This is a genomic window from Nocardia sp. IBHARD005 (genome assembly GCF_052814245.1).
This window is the reverse complement of sequence record NZ_CP199935.1, coordinates 4,203,955-4,226,535: the sequence shown is the minus strand read 5'-3', so window position 1 is coordinate 4,226,535 and position 22,581 is coordinate 4,203,955. Positions and strand designations below refer to the sequence as shown.

Below are 22,581 nucleotides of genomic sequence, written 5' to 3'. Positions count from 1 at the left end.
CGACGCAGGAGCCGCACTCATGGACGCCATCGCGACCACCCCACCACCGGTCAACGAACCCGTCGGCACCTTCGCTCCGGGAAGCCCGGAACGTAGTCGCCTACAGACCGCGCTCGCCGAGTTGTCCGCCTCCCCCACCGAGATCGCCCACGTGATCGGCGGCCGCCACCTGCCCGGCGACGGCGCTTCGCACGACGTGGTCCAACCGCATCGTCACGCCGCTGTCCTCGGCACCCTGCGTGACGCGAGCACCACCGAAACCGCCGCCGCGGTCGAGGCCGCCTGCGCCGCGGCGCCCGCCTGGCAGGCCATGGCGTTCGACGATCGAGCCGCGATCTTCCTGCGCGCCGCCGACCTGCTGTCCGGGCCGTGGCGCGCGAAGATCGCGGCCGCGACGATGCTCGGGCAATCCAAGTCCGCCTATCAGGCCGAGATCGACGCGCCGTGCGAACTGATCGACTTCTGGCGGTTCAATGTCTCGTTCGCCCGCGAGATCCTCGCCGGGCAGCCGCTCTCCTCGCCGGGTGTGTGGAATCGGATGCAGTACCGCTCGCTCGAGGGGTTCGTCTACGCGGTGACACCGTTCAACTTCAGCGCGATCGCGGGCAACCTGCCCACCGCGCCCGCGCTGATGGGCAACACCGTGGTGTGGAAGCCCGCCAGGAGCCAGTCCGTCGCGGCCTATCTGACGATGCGGCTGCTCGAAGCCGCCGGACTGCCGCCCGGGGTGATCAACCTGGTCAACGGGGCGGGCCCGGTGATCTCCGATGTCGTACTGGCCGACCCACGACTGGCCGGCGTGCATTTCACCGGGTCGACGGCCACGTTCCAGCACCTGTGGCGCGAGGTGGCGCAGCGCCTGGACGGGTACCGCACGTATCCGCGCCTGGTCGGCGAGACCGGCGGCAAGGACTTCGTGCTCGCGCATCCGTCGGCCGATCCGGCGGTGCTCACCACCGCGCTGGTGCGTGGCGCGTTCGACTATCAGGGCCAGAAGTGTTCGGCCGCCTCCCGGGCGTTCGTCCCGCGTTCGGTGTGGGCGGCGATGTCGGAGGACCTGATCGAACGGACGTCGAACCTGCGCTACGGCGATATCACCGACTTCACGAATTTCGGTGGGGCGCTGATCGATCGACCCGCTTTCGACCGCAATGCCGCCGCACTCGAACGCGCCAAGGCGACACCGGGTCTGACGGTGGTGGCAGGCGGACACAGCGATGACAGCGTCGGGTGGTTCGTCGACCCGACCATCGTGGTCGGTGACGATCCGGCCGACGAGATCTTCCGCACCGAGTACTTCGGCCCGATCCTGGCGGTGCACGTCTACGACGACAGCACCCCGACCGCCTTCGCCGATGCCATGGACCTCGTGGACAGCGGCAGCCCCTACGGCCTCACCGGCTCGATCATCGCGCAGGATCGCACCGCGATCTGCGCGGCGACCGAACGGCTCACCTTCGCCGCGGGCAACTTCTACATCAACGACAAACCGTCCGGAGCCGTCGTCGGCCAGCAGCCGTTCGGTGGCGGGCGCGCGTCCGGCACCAACGACAAGGCGGGTTCCCCACAGAACCTGCTGCGCTGGACTTCCGCGCGCACGATCAAGGAAACCTTCGTCCCGCCGACCGAGCACGGCTACCCCCACCAGGCACCGGAGGTCGGCTGATGTCTGCTCTGCTGCGTTCGACCATGCTCGCCGCCGCGCGCTCACCCCGGCTGGAACGCACCATCACCGGCCTGCCGGTCAGCCGGGCGGTGGTGGCCCGCTTCGTCGCGGGCACCACCACGGAGCAGGCGGTGCTTGCCACCGAAACCCTTTTGCGCTCAGGGCGTTTCGTCAGCATCGACTATCTGGGTGAGGACACCACCGACCTGGCGAGCGCCGAGGCGACCCTCGCGCAATACCGGACCATGATCGCCGCGCTCGGCGAACTCCCCCAGCCCGAGGTGGCGACGGGAGCTGTTCGGCCACTGGAGGTTTCGGTGAAACTCTCCGCGCTCGGGCAGGCCCTGCCGCGCGACGGTCACGCCATCGCCCGCGAGCACGCCCGCCAGATCTGTGCCGCCGCCGAGGCCGCGGGGATCTGGGTCACCGTCGATGCCGAGGACCACACCACCACCGATTCGATGCTGTCGATCGTGGGCGAACTCCGCGCGGACTACCCGTGGCTGGGCGCGGTGCTGCAGGCGTATCTGCGCCGCACCGAGGACGACTGCCGCGCCATGGCAGGTCCTGGGTCGCGAATCAGGCTGTGCAAAGGCGCCTATGACGAACCGGAGTCGGTCGCCTTCCGCGACAAGGCCGAGGTCGACGCGTCGTACATGCGGTGCCTGGGCGTGCTCACCGCGGGCGCGGGCTATCCGATGATCGCCTCGCACGACCCGGCGGTGATCACCGCGGCCGGGGTCGGCATGCAGTCGGCACAGCGCAAGACCGAGGAGTACGAATACCAGATGCTGTTCGGCATTCGCGCCGACGAACAGCAGCGACTCGCCGCCGCGGGCAACCATGTCCGCGTGTATGTCCCCTACGGTGACCAGTGGTACGGCTACTTCATGCGCAGGCTGGCCGAAAGGCCCGCCAACCTCGGGTTCTTCCTGCGCGCACTGGTCGGCGCGCGCGGAAGATAACCGGCGTTGCCGAACAATCATTGCCACTCAACATTATTCACTCTCGACGCCCGCGACTCGCGAGTGGCGGTGTACTCGGATGAGCCCACCGCTCGAACACATCGCGGTGGCGGCGGCGGGCGCGAGCGCCGCGGCGACGACACTCCCTAGAGTGAGTTCACCAGCTGCGACAGCGCGACTTTCGGCGGGAAGTTCACCAGCAGGTGCACGTGGCCGGGTTCAGCGTTGAACTCGACCAGCTCGCATTCGAAGTCGGCGCACACCCTGGCAATGATCTGCTCCGTTCGTTGATCTGCTCCGTTCGTTCGAGGTGGCGTGCCGAGAACACTCGATGTCGATGCTCGGTGACGAAGACCAAGTGAGTGTGGAGAGCGGAAACGCGGCGTCGGATAGTCCGTACCTGAGGTTCTGTGGCCATGAACCCCTGATATCCTCGGGTTATGTTGTTGCGGTATAACTTCCGTGTCTATCCGACGCCTGGCCAGCAAGTCTGGCTGGCGAAGGCGTTCGGGTGTGCGCGAGTGGTGTACAACGACGGGTTGCGGTTACGGCAACAGGCCCGTGAGGCCGGGTTGCCGTACGTGACCGACGCCGCGCTGTCGAAAGCGTTGACCGAAGCCAAGAGAACCCCGGAACGCGCATGGCTCGGCGAGGTGTCGTCTGTGGCACTGCAACAAGCGCTGTCCGACTTGAACACCGCCTACCGCAACTTCTTTCAGTCGGTGACCGGGAAACGCAAGGGTGCGCGGGTAGCGCCGCCGAGGTTCCGGTCCCGCAAGGACAACCGGCAGGCGATCCGGTTCATGAAGAACGCCAGGTTCGCGGTCACCGCTGGTGGGAAGCTGCGACTACCGAAGATCGGTGACCTGGACGTGCGTTGGTCGCGGGAACTGCCATCGGAGCCGTCTTCGGTCACGGTCGTCAAGGACGCGGCGGGACGGTACTTCGCGTCGTTCGTTGTCGAGGTCGGCGACTCCCGGCTTCCTGCGGTCGACGCGGAGATCGGTATCGACTTGGGGCTGTCGACGTTCGCCGTCCTGTCGGACGGCAAGACGATAGCCTCGCCGAAGTTCCTGCGCCGTGCCGAGCGCCGACTCCGCAAAGCCCAACAAGGGTTGTCGCGCAAGCAGAAAGGTTCCGCGAACCGGGCCAAGGCTCGGATCAAGGTCGCTAAGGCGCACGCCGCCGTGGCTGACACGCGCCGGGACTGGGCGCATAAGCATTCGACACGGATCATCCGCGACAACCAAGCGGTGTACGTCGAAGACTTGTGAGTGAAGGGTTTGGCGCGTACCCGGCTGGCGAAGTCGGTTCACGATGCCGGCTGGGGCATGTTCACCCGCATGCTGGAGGAGAAAGCCGCCCGATACGGGCGGCATTTCTCGAAGGTGGACCGCTGGTTCCCGTCCACCCGGTTGTGCTCCGTCTGCGGTGTGGTCGGGGACAAGAAGCCGTTGCAGGTGCGGGAGTGGACCTGTGTCTGTGGTGTGGTCCACGACCGCGATCTGAACGCGGCCAAAAATATCCTCGCGGCGGGACGCGCTGAGAGGTTGAACGCCTGCGGAGGGGCTGTAAGTCCGGCCGCTTAGCGGCAGGCGAGCCCCGGTGAAACAGGAACCTGCCGGAGTGGTGCGCGAGCGCCGTGAGGGGAGGACGTCAATCGCTCAGCGCTGACCCCGGCACGAGCACCCGCTTGAGGATCTTGCCGGTCTCCCCGCGCGGCAGCGCGGTCAGGAACGTGACGTCGCGCGGGACCGAGAATCGGCTCAGGCGGTTGCGGATGTAGGTCCGCACCATGTCCGAATCCAGTCCCGCCCCTTCGCGTTTCACCACGAACGCGGCCAGCCGCTGACCGAACTCCCGGTCGGGAACGCCGACGACCGCGACTTCGCTGATCTGCGGCAGGTGGGCGAGCGCCTCCTCCACCGGTCGCGGAAAGACGTTCTCACCACCGGAGATGATCATCTCGTCGTCGCGGCCCGCCACGAACAGCCGTCCCGCGGCGTCGAGGTAACCGAGGTCGCCGGTGTCGAGCATGCCGTCGGCTTCCTCCGGCGGCGCGGCGTTGACGTAGCCGTCGAAGAGCATGTGGTTGGCGACGAAGATGTGCCCGGTGGCGCCGACCGGCACCGGACGCAGGTCGGGACCGAGCACCGCGACCCGGGTGCCCAGCGGTGGGCGGCCCGCGGTCGTGGGCGATACCCGCAGGTCGTCGGGGGTGGCGACGCTGGCCCACGACACCTCGGTCGAGCCGTACACGTTATAGAGCAGGTCGCCGTAGCTGTCCAGGAATCGCAGCACGGTGGCCCCGGCCAGCGGCGCACCACAGCTGACCACGAACCGCAGGCTCGACAGATCCAGGCCCGCCCGGGCCTCGTCCGGTACCTCGAGCAGGCGTTCCACCATCGTCGGAACGACGATCAACGTGGTGATCCGGTGCTCGGCCACCGCGCGCAGGCAGTCCATCGCATCGAAACCGTCCGACAACACCACGGTCGCACGCAAGGCCGTGCTGAGCTGCAACCCGGCCAGACCCCAGGTGTGGAACAGCGGCGCGGGAATGAGCAGGACCTCCTCCACGCGCAGCGGGATCCGCGAGAGCAGTGCGGCGATCGTGCCGAAACCCTTGGCATGCGGGCGGCGCGCGCCCTTCGGCGAGCCGCTGGTGCCGGAGGTGAGCACGATCAGCCGGCCCGAATGCGCGGGGACCGGGAAGTCGTTGTGCGCCTGGGCGATCAGGTCGTCGACCGTGGTGCGATCCGGGTCCGGCGGACAGTCGTCGGTGGTGTAGCGCGGGACCTCGCTGTGCAGGTAGCGGATCAGCGTTTCCAGCGCACCGTCGACGAAGACCGCGCTCAGCCGGTGCCGCTGCACGATCTCCTCGATCCGCCGCCCCGACAATCCCGCGTTGAGCAACGCCACATCGACACCGAGTTTGCCCGCGGCGACCATGGTTTCGACCATGCCCGCGTGATTGCGTGCCAGCAGCCCGATGGCGTCACCCTTGCGCAGACCGGTCGAGTACATCGCCGCGGCCAGCGCGGTGGATCGGGAGTCGACCTCGGCGAAGGTGCGGTGCCCGCGCGCATCGATCAGCGCGAGCCGATCAGGTGCGTACGCCGCGCCCGCCGCGTAACCACCGGCCAGGTTGAAACCCCACTTCGACAGGGAGCGAAGCTGTCTCACGATCGACACCGGCTCGGGCCGCATCAGCCCGGTGGCCGCGATACTGCGCGCCACCCCGGCATTGCGGCGCACCATCGAACGCTCAGCGTTGACCACCACCGAGGAACGGGTGCCTGCGATCGCGTCGGCGGTCCGGCGCAGGCCCGCCTTCACCCAGTCGGTGACCAGCGAGTCGGTGCCCTGCTCGATCAGCGGATGGACACGCGCGGCAGCGAACAGGGTGATATCGAGTCGGGTCCGCTCCTGATCGCCACGCAAGCGGATCGCGGCGAAGCTGCCGAGCACCGGGCTGCGCAATTCGAAACTCTCGTACCAACGGCCGATGACGAGAATGAACTCGTGGATCCTGATCCCGCCGCTCGCCGAGCCGATCCGCACCTGCCAGTGGACCGCACCGTCGGGGCGTTCCACCGGTTCACAACTGCCGATGCCGGTGAACATCCGTGGGTAGCTCTGGGGATCGAGCAGCACATCCCACAACGCTTGTCGCGCGATGGTGAAATCCGCGCTCACATCGATGACGTCGTTGACCAATCTCCGTGCTCTACTTCCCGTCGGCCTGTTCGACCCAGCTGGTCGGCGGGCGAAAATGGGCGCTGCGGTCATTACCACCTCGCGGGTCGACACGCTACCCGGCCGCGGCGTCCCATCACCAAGAATCAGACAAAACCGGGAGTTCGGGACGGTTTCGGCCGAATTTTGGTTTGTCGGCCACACCTGCCGACATCGCCGATGTGAAACTATCCAATCGCTTGCACGCGTCCCGAGGATGCCGAAGTATTGCTGGCAGTACCGACCCGATCTGCAGGAGTCGCCGTGACACACGGCGCGACGAGCGAAGAGGTGTGGACATGACAGCGAGCTTTCCGAGCTCTCGGGACCCATTCGACGACATCTTCCAGCGGTTTTTCGGTTCCGGAATGTCATCCAAACCACCGGTACAACGCATCGACCTTGGCAGGCTGATGACCGACAACGCGAAGTTGCTGATCGGCACGGCCCGCGAAGCGGCCCGGGAATGGGGCAACCCGAAATCACTCCCGAACACCTGCTCTACGCGGCCACCGAGGCAGAACCCGGACGCAGCATCGTGGCCGAGCTCAGCCTGGATCCCGACCAGGTCGCCGAGCAGATGCAGGACTACCTCGACATCGGCGAACCCAGTGCCGACGACCTCGCCGACAGCACACTCAGCCCCGCTGCCAAGGTCGCGCTGCGCGCGGCTCAGCGGCAGGCGGCCCAGTCGGGCAGCAGCTACATCGGCTGCTCGGCATCGCCTCGCTCCCGGACAGCGTGGCGGCGCAGGCGCTGGTCGCCGAGATAGCCTCGTCCCGCGCCCTCACCTCGGGATCGGGAGTGCCCGAACGCAGCCGGATCCGCGCACCCGCCTGGTCGATCAGGTCGATCGCCTTGTCGGGCAGGAACCGGTCGGTGATGTAGCGATCCGACAGCTGCGCGGCCGCGACCAGCGAATTGGTCTCGGAGCCTTCGGTGGCGGACACCATCGAGATCCTGCGCGGTCTGGCCGATGTGTACGAAGAACACCACCAGGTGCGCTACTCCGGCGAATCGCTTCAACCGGATCGACGAGCAGATCGTGTTCCACCGCCTGGACAAGGAGCAGCTGGAGCAGATAGTCGAACTGATCCTGGATCGCACCCGGCGCATGCTCGCCGCTCAGGACATCGACCTCGAGATCAGCCGGTCCGCGGTGGACTGGTTGGGCGAGCGGGGTTTTCAGCCCGAGTTCGGTGCACGGCCGTTGCGGCGCACCGTGCAGAAGGAGCTCGACAACCGGGTCTCGCGGTTGCTGCTCGACGGCGGGTTGGCGCCGGGTGGCACGGTGAAGGTCGATACCGCCGACGACGATCTGGTCGTCACAGCGGTGCACCCGGCGGGCAAGCCCGAAACCAACGGTTCGGCGCCGACGCCGAAGAAGGCGCCGAAGAAGCCCGCCAAGAAGGCCACGGGCAAGAAGGGTGAGGGCAAGAAGCTGGCGTCGAAGTAGCGGATAGAACAACGGTGGCCCGGTTCGCCGAACCGGGCCACCGTGTTGTCGCCTGGGTCAGCCGCCGGTGACCACACAGGATTCCCCGAAGCGGAAGCCCCGGCCGACCGTCACATTCGAGCTACTGGCGATACCGTCCTGAACGGCGGTCATCGTGTGGGCTCCGGTGTAGGACGGCACCCAGTTGAACATGGCGACGCCGTCGGTCGGGGCGACCACGGCCAGGAGCACGCCGTTGTCGTAGAAGGCGACAGGAACGATGCCGATGCTGAGCCTGGCCAGCAACTGATGGGTGCATCCGGTGCCGTAGTCGGTTGCCGAGCCGACGCTCAGGTTGGGTTTCACGGTCAACTGCGAAACACCGGCCGAGGCGGCGGGAGCGCCGAGGGTCGTGGCCAGCATTGCCGTCCCGACGGCCGCGACGGCGATGGCGATTTTCCTGTCACTCATATCTCACGTCCTTGTGCTGCGGGCCGACCGAACGCGAGGCCGGCGAGTCGGTCTCATCCTCGCCCCATCGCAGGACCGATGGTGGGAGAACACACGAACCGTTTCGCCGACCTCGGTACGTCGACTACACCCGAGACCAGAGTGCGGGAGTGTTCGGCGGTGTCCAGTTCGGGTCGTGCACCGTGTGCGCCTGCCTGCAGCGATAGGTGGCGCCCTGGTAGGTGACCTTGTCGCCGATGGCATAGGTGGCACCCTGACGCCAGGACGATCCGGTGGGGGCAGCCGTGGTCGTCGGGTGTTCGTGCCCGGGGGTGGTTGTCACGGGCGGTTTCGTGGTCGTGGCAGGGGGTTTCGTGGTTGTCGTTGGCGGCGTGGTGGGGGCCGGCCGGGACGTGGTCGGCTTCGGGGTGGTCGTAGCCCCGGGGGTGCCACCTACCTCGAGATCGACGCAACTGTAGAATGCGGCCGCGGTATCACCGATATTCCATACCGCCCGCAATTTCTGTCGCCCGGAATAGTTCGTCAAATCGACGGTATGGGTCACTTCCATGGACGGCTGCTCGTTTCGGCCGTCGAACACGGCAACCCTGGTGTTTCCGATGAAGTATTCCCAATTGAGCGTTCGATGGTTCGCGGTGTTCTTCCACGTGAAACTCGCACGGCCGGAGACTTTCTGCGGTACCCAGCCCAGGCTGTCGTCATCGAGCTCGGGGTATTTGTTCGCACTACAGGTGGTGAGCCCCTTCGGACCTTCCACACTCTGCGGTTCGTATTTCACCGCGCCGCAGGGCACGAGGCCACGGGCGCATTGTTCCTGCCTGCTCGCGGGTCCGGCGATCCAGCCGTGCGCAGTGGCGCTCCCCGCGGGGGCCAGCGCGGTGACGATCGGCGCCAATGCCATTGCTCCGGCGAAGAACAGAATTCGACTTCTCACTATCAATACTCCTTGGAAACGCACGCGGAGGACGACAGGGGCAGGCTTGCCGTCCGGGAAACATTTCGAGCGATGACACTGAACACTTCGATATCGAACTGTGACAGGGAGATTAGGGTGGCGAAGATCAGCCGTCAACCATTCTGGTAGCGAAAAATGCCGCTACCGGCCGGTATTCGCGAAACGTTCCGCAGGTGTGCGAATTCAGCGAACGAACATATTTCAGACCAACCGGTTCCCACTCGGAGCAAATGGCGAGTTAATTGACCAGCTATCGCGGGTTTATCGATTTGCCAGCAGCTGATGGTAGGTAGCCATGTTGACAACAAGCTGCCTTACTGTTCGAGCGCGGACTCCGCCGGAGCGGGCCCGGCGAACTTTGCGCGACTCCTCCAAAATCCGCTGGCGGCGGTCGGCGAATCAGCCGAGGAACGCGAGGATTCCGGCGGTGATGAGCTCGGCGTAGCGGGCCCGCCCCGCCGGGGTCTCGATGAGCGCGGCATCGGTCGCTGAGCGCATGTTCCCGCATTCGACCAGGGCGCTCGGCCGCTCGGCCAGATTGAGCCCGGCCAGATCCGCCCGCGGATCCAGTCCCGCCGACCCCACATAGGTCGACGGCACCACGCCACCGGAGACCATGGCATCGCGCAGCGCGGTGGCCAGTCGCGTCCCCGCCTCGGCCTGCACCGGGTTCAGCGCGGGTTCGGCGTAAGCGATGTGGAATCCGTGCGCGCCCGCGCCGGTATTGCCGTCGGCGTGGATCGAGACCACCGCGTCGGCCCCCGACTGATTCGCGATGGCGGCGCGCTGGTCGACGCACGGTCCGACGCCGGTGTCGTCGGAGCGCGTGAGGATCACCCGAATACCTTGCGCGGCGAGCGCGTCGCGCACCCGCAGGGTGACGTCCCAGGTGAACTCGTGTTCGGTGTAGCCGCTGTCGGCCGAGGTGCCGGTGGTGTTGCAGGCCTTCGTCCCGCCGCGCCCGTCGGGCACCGGCGCGTTGATCTGCGCGAGATGGGTGGCGTTTCCCCCGTTGTGACCGGGATCGAGGACAACGGTGCGGTTCGCGGCGGTGGAAGTCGGCGGCACGACACTCTCCGAGGACACGGCCGTCGCGGTCGGCGTCGTCGGGTTCGCATCCGTGGACGCGCATCCGGCGAACAGCGCTGTCGTCGCGAGCAGGCAGGCGGGCAGGAACAGACGGGGGCGCACTCCGACACCGTGCCACACCTCGTCCACGGGGCGACTCCGCCCGCGCCGTGTCACACCCGCACCGATCGCGGTGGGGCGGACGCGGTACCGCCCAGGAGACTTCGAGCCGCGGCCGCACCGCGAGGACCGGCGTCGAACCGTACTCAGGAGCGGGTAACGCGCAGGGGAAGAGTCGCGTGGCGTCTGGCGAACAAGCTGGGCACCCATCGTGGTGGCTCGGCATCGATGAGGCTGAACCGCTCGGTGCGATCGAGCAGCAAGGTGATCGCTGCGGTTGCTTCCAGCCGGGCAAGAGCGGACCCGATGCAGAAGTGGGCGCCCGCACCGAACGCCACGGTGGCACGTCCACGCGGCCGGTTCAGGTCGACGATGTCCGGATCCGGGTAGGCGGCCGGATCGCGGTTGGCGGCTCCCCACAGCAGCAGCAGGTGGCTTCCCGCGGGTAGGTCGACGCCGTCGAGGTGGGTATCGGCCACGACGTGGCGGTGGTGGCCGCGGAAGGGTGACTCCAGGCGCAGCGCCTCGTCGAGGAACGAGGAGATGAGCTCGGGGCGTTCGCGCAGCCGGGTCTGTAGTTCGAGGTCGGTGGCGAGCAGTCGCGCTGCCGAGGCGATCAGGCCCGCGGTCGACTCCCCGCCCGCGCCGATCAGCTGCACCACGATCAGCACCGCCTGCTGTTCGTCGATCGTGCCCGCCGCCATGGCCGCGACGAGGACCTCCAGCAGTGTGCGCGGCGAATCCTGATCGGCCACTCGCTCTTTCGCACCGCCGATCGCCAGGTACGCGTAGTGGGCCAGTCGACCGCATCGAACGCGCCGCCCTCGCACTGTTTCTCGAACACGGCATCGACAACGTCACCGCCGAGGACATCGCCGCGGCCGCCGGCTGCTCGCGCGCGACGCTGTATCGCTACGCCGGCGGAAAACCACAACTGGTGCGCGCGGTGATGGTCAGGGCCGCCGGGTCCGTCGTCGCGCGCGTCGAGGCGGTCGTCGACTCGGTCCCGCCCGGCCGACGACCCGTCGAAGCCATCCTGGCCGCCGTCGCCGCGATGCGCGCCGACCCCGTGCTGCGCCAGTGGCTGATCCGGCACCGCTCCCCCGATACCGACGAATTCCTCGCCGGCGCACCGGAACTCGGTCACATCGCGACCGCGCTGACCAGGATCACCCCCGACGACGAGGCCGCGGGCTGGGTCGTGCGCGTCGTCTTGTCGCTGCTCACCTGGCCGCTGCCCGACGCCACGGCGGAACGTCACCTGGTGGAACGATTCGTCGGGCCCACCTTACGTGCGGGCTGACTCCCGGCGGGTACGCGGCTCAGCCGCGATGATGGCGACTCTCGTAGGCGACGCGCTCGACTTCGGCCCGGCGGCGTTCGGCCACGTTCGCCAACTCGGGATCGAAGCCATGGCTGACCAGGCGGTGGCGCCGGTACACGTAGACCAGCGCCACGGTGAAGTAGACCAGCGGCAGGTACAGCAGCGCGATCATCGACAGCCCAATCCACAGCGGGCCTGGCACCAGCAAGAACAGGCACAGCACCGCAAGCACGGGCAGCAGCAAGCGCATCAGGTATCGGCGGGTCGCGCCGGGGCCGGTGAGGTCGGCCAGCACCCAGTCCGCCATCGAGGGCGGCAGGGTGGCGCCGGTGATGTAGCGAAAGCGCTGCCACAGATTCGGGGTCGAATTGCTCATTACTGCCCCCTCACCTCGGTTGCGCGTCGCGCGGCCGCGTTCACCCGGCCGAGGACATCGCGCAGTTCTTCCAGATCCGCCAGGCTCACGCCGAGGCGTGCCACGACGGCGGGCGGGATCCGCTCGGCCTGTTCACGCAGCTCACGGCCCATTTGGGTGAGGTCGATGTGCAGCGTGCGTTCGTCGTGTGGATCGCGGCGTCGGGTGATGAGACCGGCGGATTCGAGCCGCTTGAGCAGCGGTGACAACGTCGCGGAGTCGAGCTGGATCGCCTCGGCGACGGCCTTCACCGACATCGGCGCCTCACCCCACAGGGCGAGCATCACCAGATACTGCGGATGGGTCAGGCCGAGCGGTTCGAGCAGCGGCCGGTAGACCGCCAGCACCGATCGATTGGCCACCGCCAGGGCGAAACACACCTGCCGATCGAGCCGCAACGGGTCGTCGAGCTCCTGCATGGTCCACCACCTTCCTTAGCCCACACACTATTACGCCACTAATAGTTAGTGCAATAACTATTAGTGGCGTCACAGACTGACGGAGCGACGATGCGCATCAGTCCTCGTCGATGACCAGCGGCTCACCGGCGGCGGCGCGGCGCACCTTCTCGCGGCCGTTGTCCTCCTCGGTACGGCCCTGACGCCAGTAGCCCGTGAAGGTGATCGCGCGCGTGTCGACGCCACGGTCGCGGACCAGATTGCGCCGGGTGAGCTTCACCAACTCGGCCTCACCGGAGATCCACGCGTAGGGCGCACCCGTGGGGAGCTCGGCGGCGCGGACCGCGCCGACCACGGCGTCGCCGTGCGGGCGATCGCCACGATGCACCCACTCGATCCGCACGTCGCCGCGGGTCTGGAACCACTGCTCGTCGGCCGGGCCGTCGACCTCGATGAACGCTCGCACCGGCGTACCCACCTCGAGGCGTTCGATGATCGCGCCGATCGCCGGCACGGCGGTCTCGTCACCGACGAGCAGCTGCCAGCCGGGATCACCGGACGGGATGTAGAGCGCGTGCGGCGGGCACAGCAGGCCGATCTCGTCGCCCGGCGCCGCGCTCGAAGCCCAGTCCGAGGCGGGGCCCGCGTGCTCGGCATGCATGGCGAAGTCGATGTCGAGCTCGCCGAGTTCGGGCCGCTGCGCACGGATCGTGTAGGTGCGCATCGGCGGGCGGATCTCGTCAGGCATCGCGAGATACCGCTGGTACCAACTCATTACGCTGCCCGAGTCGTCCAGTGGCGGCGGCACGACGGGACGCGGCCTGCCCGGGAGCGGGAAGAAGAGCTTCGTGTACTGGTCGGGCCCGGCGTCGGCGAGGGCGAGCGGGTCCTGACAGCCGAGGGTCACCCGCACCATGCGCGGCGTCAGCCGTACCGCGCGACGAACCGTCGCCGGCGCGTAGACCATGGCCGGTCGATTCACAGTCCCAGTTGTCATTAGGCAAGGCTAACCTATTTGTTGACCGCCTCGGCGTCGTCACCTTCGAAGATCTGCGCCATCCCGGTGGCGACCTGCTGCCCGATCGCGGGGGTGCACCCGAGCATCGAGTTCAGCACCTGGAACACCAGCGCAAACGCGTACTGGCTCAACAGGTCCGCGGATCCGGTCACGCAGAAGCTGTTGATCAGCCCACATCGCCACCCGCTCGTCGGCGGCGATATCGACTGTCACGAGCCTGTTGCTTCCTGCCTGCGGAAAAGGTATTCCGCCAACGTGATCAGTGCGCGCAGCCCCTGGTCACGGCGGCGTGCGTCGAGCGCGATCACCGGGGTCTCGGGAGCGAGGTCGAGTGCCTCGCGCACCTCCGCGAGCGGGTAGCGCCGGAATCCCTCGAATTCGTTCACCGCCACCGCGTACGGCACACCACGCTGTTCCAGGGCCGAGAGCACGTCGTCGGCCTTCTCGATGCGCCGGGTGTCGACGAGCACCAGTGCACCGAGGGCACCGCGCGCCAGTTCCTCCCACAGCGGGGCGAACCGTTCCTGGCCCGGCGTGCCGAACAGATACAGCGCCAGTTGGGGATTCAGGGTGATGCGGCCGAAATCCATGGCGACAGTGGTGGATACCTTGCTACCCAGCCCGGCCATGTCGTCGACACCGATACTGGCCTCGGTGATCGTCTCTTCCGTGCGCAACGGCCTGATCTCGGACACCCCGCACACGAAGGTGGTTTTGCCGACACCGAAATTGCCTGCGACCAGGATCTTCACCGACCGTGTCACGGTTTCCGCGACGTAGTCGACCTCATCCCGCAATGGCGCGGAGGCCATGCAGCACCTCCTTGATCAGTGCGAGTTCCGGCTTCACCTGTGCCGGGGTGGGGCAGTGCAGGTGGCCGCTGTCGAGCAGGTCGGACACAATGATCTTCACGACGGAGGCGGGCAGGTCGAGATAGGCCGACAGTTCGGCGATCGACAGCGCGCCGCGGCGGCTGGTGAGTGCCAGCAGGCGGCGCTCGTCGGGGCGGTGATCGGGACGCGCGTCGTCGGCGGCCCGGACCAGCGTCACCAGATCCAGGTCATGCGCGGCACGCACCCGCCCGCCGGTGCGCACATAGGACCGCACCAGGTCGGGATCGCGCCTGCCGCGGCTCAATTCCTCCCGCCTAGTCGGGGCGCGCTACCGATCTCGTGACCGACGCGCGAAGCCAGTTCGTTCATCCGATGCGCCACCAGCGCGACGTCGACATCGGCGGTGGTGGCGACGCCGAGCAGCGCGCCCGCTCCGGCGGCGGTGATCATGATCATGCCCTCGTCGTACTCGGTCATGTTCTGGCGCACCGCATTCGACACGCCGCCACAGAATTCACCGAGCGCCTTGCCGAGCGAGCGCAGGCCGGAGGCGGCCGCGGCGAACCGTTCGGCGTCGTCTTTGACCACGCCACGGGAGTGGGCGATGCGCAGTCCGTCTTCGGACAGCAGGACCGCGAAGCGGACGCCGGGGATCTCGAGATCCTCGAGCAGCCACGCCAATCGATTGGTGCTATCGGCTACCGGTGTGCTCATCGGCTGTTTCCTTCCGTGGTTCGCTCGGCCGCAGCACGACCGCTGCGGGATCCGCTGCGCCAGGCAGCGGCGAGGTCGGGGCGCGCCTGCCCCGACTCGGTCGTTACCCCCGCCGAATCCGGGGCAACCGGTCTGCGGCGGCGCTTGGGCAGCCCGCCGCTGGTGATCTCGTGGACATCGGCGCCGGGCGATTCGATCTCGGCGACCGGTACGGGAATATGGGCGGGCGCGGCGAGTTCGGGCTCGAGCAGCCGCGGCGCGTCCCCGCTCACCAGCAGTGCCGACGGTACATACACCATGGCCCGCATGCCACCGAAGATGTTGGGCCCGTCGACGTGTACGGAGAATCCGTAGCGCCGGGCCAGCGCGGCGATGCCGGGGAAGCCGACCTTCGGTGCGGGACCGAGATCGTGGATATCGACCGGGCGTTCGCCGCTGAGCACCAGGCGCGCGTCCTCGAGCTGCTCGGGACTCATGCGCATGCCCGCGTCGTCGATGATCACGGTGACGCCGTGATGGCCCTCCTGGAAACCGATCTCGACGAACGACGACGGCGGCGAGTAGCGCAGCGCGTTGTCGAGCAGGGTCGCCATGGTGTGCACGAGTGGTTCGACCGCGCGGCTGATCACGATCCGGTCGGACTGCGACGCCCGTACGCGCAGGAATTCCCTGACCCGCCCGGTGGCACCGCCCGCCACATCGGTGAGTGACTGTTGTGGCCACCGACGACCGGGCAGACCGCCGGAGACGATCACGTAGGACTGCGCCTGCCGGATCATCTGCTGCACGGTGTGGTCGATGCGGGTGAGCGTTTCGTAGATCGCGTCGTCGCGATGTTCGCGCAGCGCCGCACTGACGACCTGACCGAGGTCGGTGCCCAGGCTCACCACCGAGGTACCGAAGGAGCGCACCGCGGCGCTGGTAGCCGCCCGCGACGACGCCGAGAGCTCAGCGCGGGTCTGCTCCTGCGCGGCGTGTATCTCGCTCACGCGGCGTTGCTCGACATAGCGTTCGACCATCGCCCTGGTCTCCTCGGTGACCACGCGCAGATCTTCGGCATGGCCAATGGCGATCCACTGCAGTGCCTGGCCGCACTGCGAATCACCCAGTTCCACCGGCAGATCCACGGCGACCGACGGAATCTCGTGTCGGCGCACGGCGGCGGTGATCGCGGGCAGCGTGGTCTGCACCAGCTGTATCAGGGCGTTCTCGCAGGCGAGGCGCGCACGGATGGCGGCATCGGCCCGCTGCCGCTGTCGGCGCTCGTTCCGCATGGCGAACACACTGACCGCGATCGCGAGCAGTAACAACGGCGCACCGATGACAAGCAACAGCACCGCGATTCCTGAGTTCATCAGATCTTTCGTCGTCCTCGACCACACGCGCTCTTGCCGGTGGCCCTCGCCGGCCGGCCCGCCGAGGCATTCGCCTTCTCGCGGGGTGAATGGAGATACCCGATTCACACGCCCCGCTTCCAGCGACTCGCACACATTAGCAGCACGCATAACGATCGCGACACGGATCATGCTGTCAGACATCATAATTCCCGCTCGAAACAGGCCACACCACTGGACGGTTGATCTATTCTGGTTCGCTATGTCTCGAGCCGCCGCTTACAGAACCCCGGGTACCGGATAACATGCCCGGCGTGGCGAAACTGAAGCTCTCCGTCGATGTCCCCGTCCCGCCGGACCAGGCCTGGGCGCACACGTCCGATCTTCCGCACCTCGGCGATTGGCTGACTATTCACGAGGCGTGGCGCGGCACGCTGCCCGAGGAATTGACGCCGGGCACCGTTCTCGTCGGCATCGCCAGCGTGAAGGGCTTCCGCAACAAGGTCACCTGGACCGTGCGCACCGCCGAGCCGCCGCGCGAGCTCGCCCTCACCGGCAAGGGCCTCGGTGGCACCAAGTTCGGCCTCAGCCTGCGCGTCGAACCGAGCGGCACCGGTTCCACGGTGAGCCTCGACATCGAACTGGGCGGCGCACCGCTGTTCGGCCCGATCGGCTCGACCATCGCCAAGGCCTTGCGCGGCGATATCGAACGCTCGCTCGAGACGTTCGTCAAGCTCTACAGCTGAGCATGCGACGACGAAAGCCCGGACGGAACACGATGTTTCGCCCGGGCTTCTGCATGACGAGGGATCAGGCCAGCGCCACCGCTTCGGCGTCGACCGGGACCTTCGGCTTGGTCCGCGGCAGGAAGAACGCCGGGACCAGTGTCAGCAGCGCGAGCACCACGGTGACCCAGTAGGTGTTGCTGAACGCTTTCGCTGCCAGCTCCAGTCCCTGCTCGATGACCGACGGCGGAATCTGCGCGGCGAGGTCGGGCCTGGCGTTGGCACCGATGGCCGCCTTGGCCTCCAGATGATCATTGAGCTGGGCGGCCAGCACGACCGACATCGTCGCCGTGCCGATCGACGCCGCGGTCTGGTTGATGATGTTCATCAGCGTCGAACCGCGCGCGACCTGTGCGTGCGAGAGCGTCTGGATGGCGGCGGTCATCACCGGCATCATGGTGCAGCCCATGCCGAGACCCATCACGAACAGCGCGCCACCGGTCAGCAGGTACGAGGTGTCGGCGCCCAGTTGTGTGAACCCGGCGAGGCCGATGGTGATGAAGCTGATGCCGAACATGACGATCTTGCCGGGGCCGATCCTGTCGACCAGCAATCCCGCGATCGGCATCGTCAGCATGGCGCCGATACCCTGTGGCGCCATGAGCAAGCCGGAATCGAACGCCGTTTCCCCGCGGACCTGCTGCAGGTAGTTCGGCAGCAGGAAACCAGCGCCGAAGAACGCCGTCGCGAACAGCGACATAGTCAGCACGGCGTAGCGCAGCGACGAGTTGGCGAACAGCCGCAGGTCGATCAGCGGATGCTCGGTGCGCAGCGCGTGGAACACGAACGCCACCAACAGGGCCGCGCCGATGATCACCGGAATCAGCACACGCGCGGCCATCACGGTGCCCTTCTCCGGAATGGAGGAGACACCGAACAGGAACAGCGCCAGGCCCGGCGAGGCCAGCAGCATGGGCGAGGAAGTCGAACGATTCCAACGGCTTGGGCTTGTCCGGAGCGAACACGACATAGGCCAGGATCAGCGCGATGATGCCGAGCGGCAGATTGATCAGGAAGATCCAGTGCCAGCTGAAGGCGTCGATGAGCCAGCCGCGAGAATCGGGCCGCAGATCGGGCCGAGCAGCATGGGCACACCGAGCACCGCCATCACGCGACCGATCCGCTGCGGGCCCGCGGCGTGGGTCATGATCGTCATGCCCAGCGGCATCAACATGCCACCGCCGATGCCCTGGATGACGCGGAACGCCACCAGCGCTCGGCGTCATACCCGCGTGATCACCGCCTCGCTCGCCACGAGCGCCGCCTCGGTCGCGGCGCGCGAGGCGGGCAGCATCGGCAGCCGAACGGCCGCGCTGGCGATCTGGCCACGCTCGGCGAGTACCGCCTTGATGACCGTGGGGTTGGGCTCGGCGAACAAGGCCGCGGCGAGTGCGTCGAGGCTGCTGCCGATGGCGCGGGCCCTGATGATGTCACCGGCGTGCCAGGCCTCGATGAGATCGGCGTATGCGCGGGGCGCGATGTTCGCCGCGGCGGGGATCGCGCCGTGTGCGCCGAGGGCGAGCAGGGCAGAGGCGAATCGGTCGTCGCCGCTGAGCACCGTCGCCGGGGTCTGTGCGGCCATCAATTCGACACTGGCCGCGTCGATTCCGCCGACGGCGTGTTTGAAGCCGGCGATATTCGGAATGTTCGCGAGACGAATCAGCGTGCTACCGCTCAGCGGACGCCCTGTGCGGTGCGGCACGTCGTAGACCAGCAGCGGAGCCGGGCTGATCGCCGCCAGCTGGGTGAAGTGCGCGATCACACCTTCTTCGCTGGGTCGCACGTAGTACGGCACCACCGCCAGCACGGCCGCGACGGGCCGCGCGAGTTCGGTGATCGCGCTGACCGATTCGGCGGTGGCGTTGCCCCCCGCACCGGCGATCAGGGGTGCGCTGCGGTCGGCGCAGACGCTCGCACAGATGTCGAGGACTCGGGCGCGCTCGGCGCCGGTGAGCGCGGAGGGTTCCGCGGTGGTGCCGAGCGCGACGAGGCCGGTCGCGCCCCCGTCGAGGACGGCGTGGGCGTGGCGTTCGAGTGCGGCGGGATCGAGTTCCCCGTCAGCGGTGAACGGCGTGATCAGCGGGACGAAGAGGCCGTGTAGCGATGTCATGGCTCCATCATCGAGCCAGACCTATCATCAGGTCTAGTTCACATTCATAACGTCGACAGTAAGCTGAACTGATGCTCGATGTCCGCAAACTTCGCCTGCTCCGTGAACTCGCCCACCGCGGCACCATCGCCGCGGTCGCCGAGGCGCTCAGCTATACGCCCTCGGCGGTGTCCCAGCAGCTCACCGCCCTCGAACGCGAAGCGGGCGTCCCGCTGCTCGAGCGCTCCGGCCGCCGCGTCACTCTCACACCCGCCGCCCATCTCCTGGTCGGCCACACCGAGACCATCCTCGCGGCCCTCGAACACGCCGACGCCGAATTGTCCTGCACCCGTGACGAACTCGCGGGAACCCTGCGCATCGGTACCTTCCCGACCGCCGCGCGCACCCTGCTGTCCCCCGCTCTGGTCACCCTGAGCACCGACCATCCGCGCCTGGAACTCACCGTCACCGAAATCGACCCCGCCGACATCCCGAACGCCCTACGCGCGGGCACATTGGACATCGCGCTCACCCACGACTACGACCTGGTTCCCGCCGACGCGGACGCGTCCTTGCAGACCGAACCCCTGCACACCGAAACCGTCTACCTCGCCACGCGAACCCCCGTGCCCACCAAGGACTCACTGGCCGCGCACCGCCGATCCGCCTGGATCGCGGGAACTCCCGGCACCCTGTGCCACACCTTGACGATCCGAGCCTGCCAGGCAACAGGATTCACCCCCCACATCCGCCACCACGCCGACGACTTCGACACCGTTCTCACCCTCGTCGCCGCGGGCGCGGGCACCGCGATAGTGCCCGCTCTAGCCCTCTACGCGCCCCCCGAACACATCACCCTCACCGCGCTGCCGATCCGCCGCCACACCCAACTCGTCTATCGAAACGGCACCGGCCTACACCCCGCGATCCACGCCGCCCGCATCGCCCTTCACGCCGCGGGTCAGCCACACCGGCCCTTGCAGGCTGGGGGATAATCGGGGTGGTCTGCGTGACATCGGAGCAATGGCATCGAGTAGTGGGAGAAGCCCATGGCACGAGTCAGAACCGGAATAGTCGATCCAGGTCTTCATGCCCGCTATGCGCCGGACCTCACCCAGCGCAGCGCAAAGTTCGTCGCGGTGACAACCGGTGCCGATTCGCTGTGGGTCATCGACCATTTGATCGGATTGTTTCCCTCGTCGGTGTGGAAGCCGAGCCATGTCGGCGCCGCGCGGATCATTTCCGCCGCGGACGCGTACTACGAACCGTGGACCCTGCTCGGGCGTGCGGCGGCGCGGAATCGGTGGAGTCGGCTGCGGCTGGGGGTAGGAGTCACCGATACCGGTCGCAGGCACCCCGCGGTGACCGCGCAGGCCGCCGCGACCTTGCATCTACTCAGCGGCGGGCGGGCGATTCTCGGTATCGGTCCGGGCGAACGCGAGAACAACGAGCCCTACGGTGTCGATTGGCAGCGCCCGGTGGCGCGCTTCGAGGAAGCTGTCGCGACAATTCGGGCGTTGTGGGAGTCCAACGGTGAGCCGATTTCCCGAGATTCGGAATTCTTCCCTTTGCGGAACGCGGTCTTCGCGCTGCCGCCGCACCGCGGTACCAGACCGGAGCTCTGGATGGGCGCGCACGGGCCGCGCATGCTGAGATCGGCTGGTCGATTCGCCGATGCGTGGCTGCCTGCCTTTCCGAGCAGCCCAGCCGAATACCGCGAAAAGCTCGACACGATCCGGACCGCGGCCTCGGATGCGGGACGCGACCCGGCTGCGGTGCAAGCAGCCGGATGGCAATGGATCATTACAGCGAAGTCGCAGTCGGTGGTCGACGAGATCCTCGACTCGGCGGTGATCCGCGCCTACATGCTCGCCGCGTCCGCGCAGGCGTGGGCGCGCCACGGTGTCGAGCATCCGTTGGGCCCCACGTTCTCCGGTGCGCAAGACATCCTTCCGCAGACCATCGACGAAGCCACCGCGCTGGAGTACGGCCGACGCGCACCCCTGTCGTTGATCAGAGATGTCTTCCAGGTCGGCACACCCGCGGAGGTACTCGACCAGATCGCCGAACGCCGCGACCACGGGCTCACCTACGCCGTGATGGTCGACCTCGGCGCCTGCCATCCGAAACTGCGCACAGGACTCCGCACCGGGTCATCGTTTGCCGCGGTCGCGCGCGGAGTCCGCCGGTTGTGACACCGACCTGACGGTATCGGTTACCGAATACCATTGGCGCGCAGATTATTTCAGGCAGTCTTGCCGCGCTGACGGGTGCGGGTAGCCGACACGGGGTCGATGGTGACCATGGACCACTGCGCCGACAGGGCGAGACTGGGTTCACGACCGGAAGCCACATGGCGTCAGGCGATTTCGGCTGCCGAGTCGGGGTCGTTGGCGGCGATGGCGGCGTAGAGGGCAACGTGTTCGTCGCACTGGGTGCCGGGGTCGACCGATTCCGCAGTGCGATAGCCGGCGAAGCCCATGCGCCGGTCCAGGGTCGTCGTAGACTCGATCGGCACCACGCTCACCAAGTCCGGCGACACCCTGATGGCCACCCAGGACGGTGGGCACCGAGCTGGGCGAGGTGATCGCGGGCCGGGCACCCGGCCGCCGTGGCGACCGTGACATCACCCTGTTCAGCTCGGTGGGCATCGGCCTGCAAGACCTGGTCGCGGCCCGCCTGCTCATCGACAAGGCCCGCGCCAACGGCATCGGAACGGAAGTGGATCTCACCTCATGAGCGAGCTGACCGATATCGACATCACCCACCTGCGCCGTGCCATCGACCTCGCCGGGCACGCCGCAGCCCTCGGCGACCGGCCGTTCGGCGCGGTCGCTGTCGCAGACGACGGTGCTGTCCTGGCCGAGGGCGTGAACGCGGTGAACACCACCGGCGACGTCACCACCCATGCCGAACTGGTCGCGATCACCCTCGCGACCGCGGCGGGCCGCGCCGCGCACCTGCGTGGCGCCACGGTGTACGCCAGCGGCGAACCGTGCCCGATGTGCGCCGCCGCGATGGTGTGGGCCGGGGTCGGTCGCATCGTCTTCGCGGCGGCCGCAGCCGAATTCGGGCCGATCCTGCCCCCTGGGACCAGGTTCGAGCTCACCTGCGCCGAGGTCGTCGCGAGCTCGAACGTACCGGTCGAGATCAGCGGACCGCACCTCGGCGAGGAAGGTCTCGCCGTGTTCCGCGCGGCGGTCGAGAACTAGTACCGGACACACCGAGGGCGCGGCGCCGTCTCGACGCCGCG

General features: G+C 67.6%; 25 protein-coding genes and 5 pseudogenes. 12 read left to right on the top strand and 18 right to left on the bottom strand.

Annotated elements, in window-relative coordinates; all coding sequences use genetic code 11:
- The first annotated feature begins 19 nt into the window (after positions 1 to 19).
- Complete coding sequence (pruA, locus tag ACTWPB_RS19990; RefSeq protein ID WP_446222110.1) at positions 20 to 1,666, top strand: L-glutamate gamma-semialdehyde dehydrogenase; 1,647 nt, start codon at positions 20 to 22, stop codon at positions 1,664 to 1,666.
- Complete coding sequence (locus ACTWPB_RS19985; protein WP_446222109.1) at positions 1,666 to 2,631, top strand: proline dehydrogenase family protein; 966 nt, start codon at positions 1,666 to 1,668, stop codon at positions 2,629 to 2,631. Before pruA ends, ACTWPB_RS19985 begins: the two co-directional genes overlap by 1 nt.
- A gap of 149 nt (positions 2,632 to 2,780) precedes the next feature.
- On the opposite strand, the pseudogene ACTWPB_RS19980 reads toward ACTWPB_RS19985, so the two are convergent.
- Positions 2,781 to 2,900, bottom strand: a pseudogene (locus tag ACTWPB_RS19980) (transposase); the annotation flags it as partial.
- 171 nt (positions 2,901 to 3,071) lie between these two features.
- Between ACTWPB_RS19980 and ACTWPB_RS19975 the strand changes: the two are divergent.
- Positions 3,072 to 4,220 (top strand): annotated as a pseudogene (locus ACTWPB_RS19975) (RNA-guided endonuclease InsQ/TnpB family protein).
- Positions 4,221 to 4,287: 67 nt separating this feature from the next.
- On the opposite strand, the gene ACTWPB_RS19970 reads toward ACTWPB_RS19975, so the two are convergent.
- The gene (locus tag ACTWPB_RS19970; protein ID WP_446222108.1) at positions 4,288 to 6,351 is read right to left on the bottom strand and encodes an AMP-binding protein; all 2,064 of its coding nucleotides are present in this window, start codon (positions 6,349 to 6,351) and stop codon (positions 4,288 to 4,290) included.
- 484 nt (positions 6,352 to 6,835) lie between these two features.
- Here ACTWPB_RS19970 and ACTWPB_RS19965 point away from each other — a divergent pair, with 484 nt between their 5' ends.
- A complete protein-coding gene (locus ACTWPB_RS19965; protein WP_446222107.1) occupies positions 6,836 to 7,141 on the top strand; it encodes a Clp protease N-terminal domain-containing protein in 306 nt (101 codons plus the stop codon).
- Here the strand turns inward: ACTWPB_RS19965 and ACTWPB_RS19960 are convergent.
- Positions 7,134 to 7,319 (bottom strand): annotated as a pseudogene (locus ACTWPB_RS19960) (hypothetical protein); the annotation flags it as partial. The gene ACTWPB_RS19965 and the pseudogene ACTWPB_RS19960 overlap by 8 nt on opposite strands.
- On the opposite strand from ACTWPB_RS19960, the pseudogene ACTWPB_RS19955 reads away from it, so the two are divergent.
- Together ACTWPB_RS19955 and ACTWPB_RS19950 are read left to right on the top strand one after the other, a co-directional pair.
- Positions 7,309 to 7,353 (top strand): annotated as a pseudogene (locus tag ACTWPB_RS19955) (hypothetical protein); the annotation flags it as partial. The pseudogenes ACTWPB_RS19960 and ACTWPB_RS19955 overlap by 11 nt on opposite strands.
- Positions 7,346 to 7,825 (top strand): hypothetical protein, encoded by a 480-nt coding sequence (locus ACTWPB_RS19950; protein ID WP_446222106.1) that lies wholly within the window; start codon positions 7,346 to 7,348, stop codon positions 7,823 to 7,825. The pseudogene ACTWPB_RS19955 and the gene ACTWPB_RS19950, both read left to right, overlap by 8 nt.
- A 57-nt stretch (positions 7,826 to 7,882) precedes the next feature.
- On the opposite strand, the gene ACTWPB_RS19945 is transcribed toward ACTWPB_RS19950, so the two are convergent.
- From ACTWPB_RS19945 to ACTWPB_RS19930, 4 genes are all read right to left on the bottom strand, one after another.
- On the bottom strand, positions 7,883 to 8,275 hold the full coding sequence (locus ACTWPB_RS19945; protein ID WP_446222105.1) for a hypothetical protein: 393 nt from the start codon (positions 8,273 to 8,275) through the stop codon (positions 7,883 to 7,885).
- Between the two features lie 124 nt (positions 8,276 to 8,399).
- On the bottom strand, positions 8,400 to 9,209 hold the full coding sequence (locus ACTWPB_RS19940) for a carbohydrate-binding protein (RefSeq protein ID WP_446222104.1): 810 nt from the start codon (positions 9,207 to 9,209) through the stop codon (positions 8,400 to 8,402).
- Between the two features lie 420 nt (positions 9,210 to 9,629).
- The gene (locus tag ACTWPB_RS19935) at positions 9,630 to 10,421 is read right to left on the bottom strand and encodes an N-acetylmuramoyl-L-alanine amidase (RefSeq protein ID WP_446222103.1); all 792 of its coding nucleotides are present in this window, start codon (positions 10,419 to 10,421) and stop codon (positions 9,630 to 9,632) included.
- 143 nt (positions 10,422 to 10,564) lie between these two features.
- Complete coding sequence (locus ACTWPB_RS19930; RefSeq protein ID WP_446222102.1) at positions 10,565 to 11,173, bottom strand: cytochrome P450; 609 nt, start codon at positions 11,171 to 11,173, stop codon at positions 10,565 to 10,567.
- Between ACTWPB_RS19930 and ACTWPB_RS19925 the strand changes: the two genes are divergently transcribed.
- On the top strand, positions 11,146 to 11,721 hold the full coding sequence (locus tag ACTWPB_RS19925) for a TetR/AcrR family transcriptional regulator (protein ID WP_446222101.1): 576 nt from the start codon (positions 11,146 to 11,148) through the stop codon (positions 11,719 to 11,721). The two genes, ACTWPB_RS19930 and ACTWPB_RS19925, sit on opposite strands and share 28 nt — an antisense overlap.
- Before the next feature lie 19 nt (positions 11,722 to 11,740).
- Here ACTWPB_RS19925 and ACTWPB_RS19920 read toward each other — a convergent pair whose 3' ends face one another.
- The 8 genes from ACTWPB_RS19920 to ACTWPB_RS19885 all read right to left on the bottom strand — a co-directional run bounded on the left by ACTWPB_RS19920 (position 11,741) and on the right by ACTWPB_RS19885 (position 16,475).
- Positions 11,741 to 12,118: a DUF5313 family protein gene (locus ACTWPB_RS19920; RefSeq protein WP_446222100.1), complete on the bottom strand. Its 378-nt coding sequence runs from the start codon at positions 12,116 to 12,118 to the stop codon at positions 11,741 to 11,743.
- Entirely contained in the window at positions 12,118 to 12,576 is a 459-nt protein-coding gene (locus ACTWPB_RS19915) for a MarR family winged helix-turn-helix transcriptional regulator (protein WP_446222099.1), read from the bottom strand. Before ACTWPB_RS19915 ends, ACTWPB_RS19920 begins: the two co-directional genes overlap by 1 nt.
- Positions 12,577 to 12,673: 97 nt before the next feature.
- On the bottom strand, positions 12,674 to 13,552 hold the full coding sequence (locus ACTWPB_RS19910) for a siderophore-interacting protein (protein ID WP_446222098.1): 879 nt from the start codon (positions 13,550 to 13,552) through the stop codon (positions 12,674 to 12,676).
- 14 nt (positions 13,553 to 13,566) lie between these two features.
- Complete coding sequence (locus ACTWPB_RS19905; protein ID WP_446222097.1) at positions 13,567 to 13,725, bottom strand: hypothetical protein; 159 nt, start codon at positions 13,723 to 13,725, stop codon at positions 13,567 to 13,569.
- A 57-nt stretch (positions 13,726 to 13,782) separates the two neighbouring features.
- A complete protein-coding gene (locus tag ACTWPB_RS19900; RefSeq protein ID WP_446222096.1) occupies positions 13,783 to 14,385 on the bottom strand; it encodes a GTP-binding protein in 603 nt (200 codons plus the stop codon).
- Positions 14,360 to 14,710, bottom strand: coding sequence for a DUF742 domain-containing protein (locus tag ACTWPB_RS19895; protein ID WP_446222095.1), 351 nt, complete (start codon positions 14,708 to 14,710; stop codon positions 14,360 to 14,362). The genes ACTWPB_RS19900 and ACTWPB_RS19895 overlap by 26 nt, the downstream gene beginning before the upstream one ends.
- Positions 14,707 to 15,120 carry a roadblock/LC7 domain-containing protein gene (locus ACTWPB_RS19890; protein WP_446222094.1) on the bottom strand — a complete coding sequence of 138 codons (414 nt, stop codon included), beginning with the start codon at positions 15,118 to 15,120 and terminating at the stop codon, positions 14,707 to 14,709. The genes ACTWPB_RS19895 and ACTWPB_RS19890 overlap by 4 nt, the downstream gene beginning before the upstream one ends.
- Positions 15,117 to 16,475 (bottom strand): sensor histidine kinase, encoded by a 1,359-nt coding sequence (locus ACTWPB_RS19885; protein ID WP_446222093.1) that lies wholly within the window; start codon positions 16,473 to 16,475, stop codon positions 15,117 to 15,119. The genes ACTWPB_RS19890 and ACTWPB_RS19885 overlap by 4 nt, the downstream gene beginning before the upstream one ends.
- A 284-nt stretch (positions 16,476 to 16,759) precedes the next feature.
- On the opposite strand from ACTWPB_RS19885, the gene ACTWPB_RS19880 reads away from it, so the two are divergent.
- On the top strand, positions 16,760 to 17,200 hold the full coding sequence (locus tag ACTWPB_RS19880) for a type II toxin-antitoxin system Rv0910 family toxin (protein ID WP_446222092.1): 441 nt from the start codon (positions 16,760 to 16,762) through the stop codon (positions 17,198 to 17,200).
- Positions 17,201 to 17,264: 64 nt separating this feature from the next.
- Here the strand turns inward: ACTWPB_RS19880 and ACTWPB_RS19875 are convergent.
- Positions 17,265 to 18,455, bottom strand: a pseudogene (locus ACTWPB_RS19875) (DHA2 family efflux MFS transporter permease subunit); the annotation flags it as partial.
- 6 nt (positions 18,456 to 18,461) lie between these two features.
- Positions 18,462 to 19,349: a 4-hydroxy-tetrahydrodipicolinate synthase gene (gene dapA, locus ACTWPB_RS19870; RefSeq protein ID WP_446222091.1), complete on the bottom strand. Its 888-nt coding sequence runs from the start codon at positions 19,347 to 19,349 to the stop codon at positions 18,462 to 18,464.
- 71 nt (positions 19,350 to 19,420) lie between these two features.
- On the opposite strand from dapA, the gene ACTWPB_RS19865 reads away from it, so the two are divergent.
- Both ACTWPB_RS19865 and ACTWPB_RS19860 read left to right on the top strand, forming a co-directional pair.
- On the top strand, positions 19,421 to 20,323 hold the full coding sequence (locus tag ACTWPB_RS19865; RefSeq protein WP_446222090.1) for a LysR family transcriptional regulator: 903 nt from the start codon (positions 19,421 to 19,423) through the stop codon (positions 20,321 to 20,323).
- 54 nt (positions 20,324 to 20,377) lie between these two features.
- Complete coding sequence (locus tag ACTWPB_RS19860; protein WP_446222089.1) at positions 20,378 to 21,523, top strand: LLM class flavin-dependent oxidoreductase; 1,146 nt, start codon at positions 20,378 to 20,380, stop codon at positions 21,521 to 21,523.
- 164 nt (positions 21,524 to 21,687) lie between these two features.
- Here ACTWPB_RS19860 and ACTWPB_RS19855 read toward each other — a convergent pair whose 3' ends face one another.
- The gene (locus ACTWPB_RS19855; protein ID WP_446222088.1) at positions 21,688 to 21,846 is read right to left on the bottom strand and encodes a hypothetical protein; all 159 of its coding nucleotides are present in this window, start codon (positions 21,844 to 21,846) and stop codon (positions 21,688 to 21,690) included.
- Between the two features lie 44 nt (positions 21,847 to 21,890).
- On the opposite strand from ACTWPB_RS19855, the gene ACTWPB_RS19850 reads away from it, so the two are divergent.
- Positions 21,891 to 22,067, top strand: a complete 177-nt coding sequence (locus tag ACTWPB_RS19850) for a hypothetical protein (protein WP_446222087.1) — start codon at positions 21,891 to 21,893, stop codon at positions 22,065 to 22,067.
- Positions 22,064 to 22,540 (top strand): nucleoside deaminase, encoded by a 477-nt coding sequence (locus tag ACTWPB_RS19845; RefSeq protein ID WP_446222086.1) that lies wholly within the window; start codon positions 22,064 to 22,066, stop codon positions 22,538 to 22,540. Before ACTWPB_RS19850 ends, ACTWPB_RS19845 begins: the two co-directional genes overlap by 4 nt.
- The last annotated feature ends 41 nt before the right edge of the window (positions 22,541 to 22,581 follow it).

Excerpts from the sequence above, each read along its gene's own strand:
- pruA (WP_446222110.1), top strand. The coding sequence starts at position 20 with ATGGACGCCATCGCGACCACCCCACCACCGGTCAACGAACCCGTCGGC.
- ACTWPB_RS19985 (WP_446222109.1), top strand. The coding sequence starts at position 1,666 with ATGTCTGCTCTGCTGCGTTCGACCATGCTCGCCGCCGCGCGCTCACCC.
- ACTWPB_RS19965 (WP_446222107.1), top strand. The coding sequence starts at position 6,836 with ATGGGGCAACCCGAAATCACTCCCGAACACCTGCTCTACGCGGCCACC.
- ACTWPB_RS19950 (WP_446222106.1), top strand. The coding sequence starts at position 7,346 with ATGTGTACGAAGAACACCACCAGGTGCGCTACTCCGGCGAATCGCTTC.
- ACTWPB_RS19945 (WP_446222105.1), bottom strand. The coding sequence starts at position 8,275 with ATGAGTGACAGGAAAATCGCCATCGCCGTCGCGGCCGTCGGGACGGCA.
- ACTWPB_RS19920 (WP_446222100.1), bottom strand. The coding sequence starts at position 12,118 with ATGAGCAATTCGACCCCGAATCTGTGGCAGCGCTTTCGCTACATCACC.
- ACTWPB_RS19915 (WP_446222099.1), bottom strand. The coding sequence starts at position 12,576 with ATGCAGGAGCTCGACGACCCGTTGCGGCTCGATCGGCAGGTGTGTTTC.
- ACTWPB_RS19910 (WP_446222098.1), bottom strand. The coding sequence starts at position 13,552 with ATGACAACTGGGACTGTGAATCGACCGGCCATGGTCTACGCGCCGGCG.
- ACTWPB_RS19900 (WP_446222096.1), bottom strand. The coding sequence starts at position 14,385 with ATGGCCTCCGCGCCATTGCGGGATGAGGTCGACTACGTCGCGGAAACC.
- ACTWPB_RS19890 (WP_446222094.1), bottom strand. The coding sequence starts at position 15,120 with ATGAGCACACCGGTAGCCGATAGCACCAATCGATTGGCGTGGCTGCTC.
- ACTWPB_RS19885 (WP_446222093.1), bottom strand. The coding sequence starts at position 16,475 with ATGAACTCAGGAATCGCGGTGCTGTTGCTTGTCATCGGTGCGCCGTTG.
- ACTWPB_RS19880 (WP_446222092.1), top strand. The coding sequence starts at position 16,760 with ATGCCCGGCGTGGCGAAACTGAAGCTCTCCGTCGATGTCCCCGTCCCG.
- dapA (WP_446222091.1), bottom strand. The coding sequence starts at position 19,349 with ATGACATCGCTACACGGCCTCTTCGTCCCGCTGATCACGCCGTTCACC.
- ACTWPB_RS19865 (WP_446222090.1), top strand. The coding sequence starts at position 19,421 with ATGCTCGATGTCCGCAAACTTCGCCTGCTCCGTGAACTCGCCCACCGC.
- ACTWPB_RS19860 (WP_446222089.1), top strand. The coding sequence starts at position 20,378 with ATGGCACGAGTCAGAACCGGAATAGTCGATCCAGGTCTTCATGCCCGC.
- ACTWPB_RS19845 (WP_446222086.1), top strand. The coding sequence starts at position 22,064 with ATGAGCGAGCTGACCGATATCGACATCACCCACCTGCGCCGTGCCATC.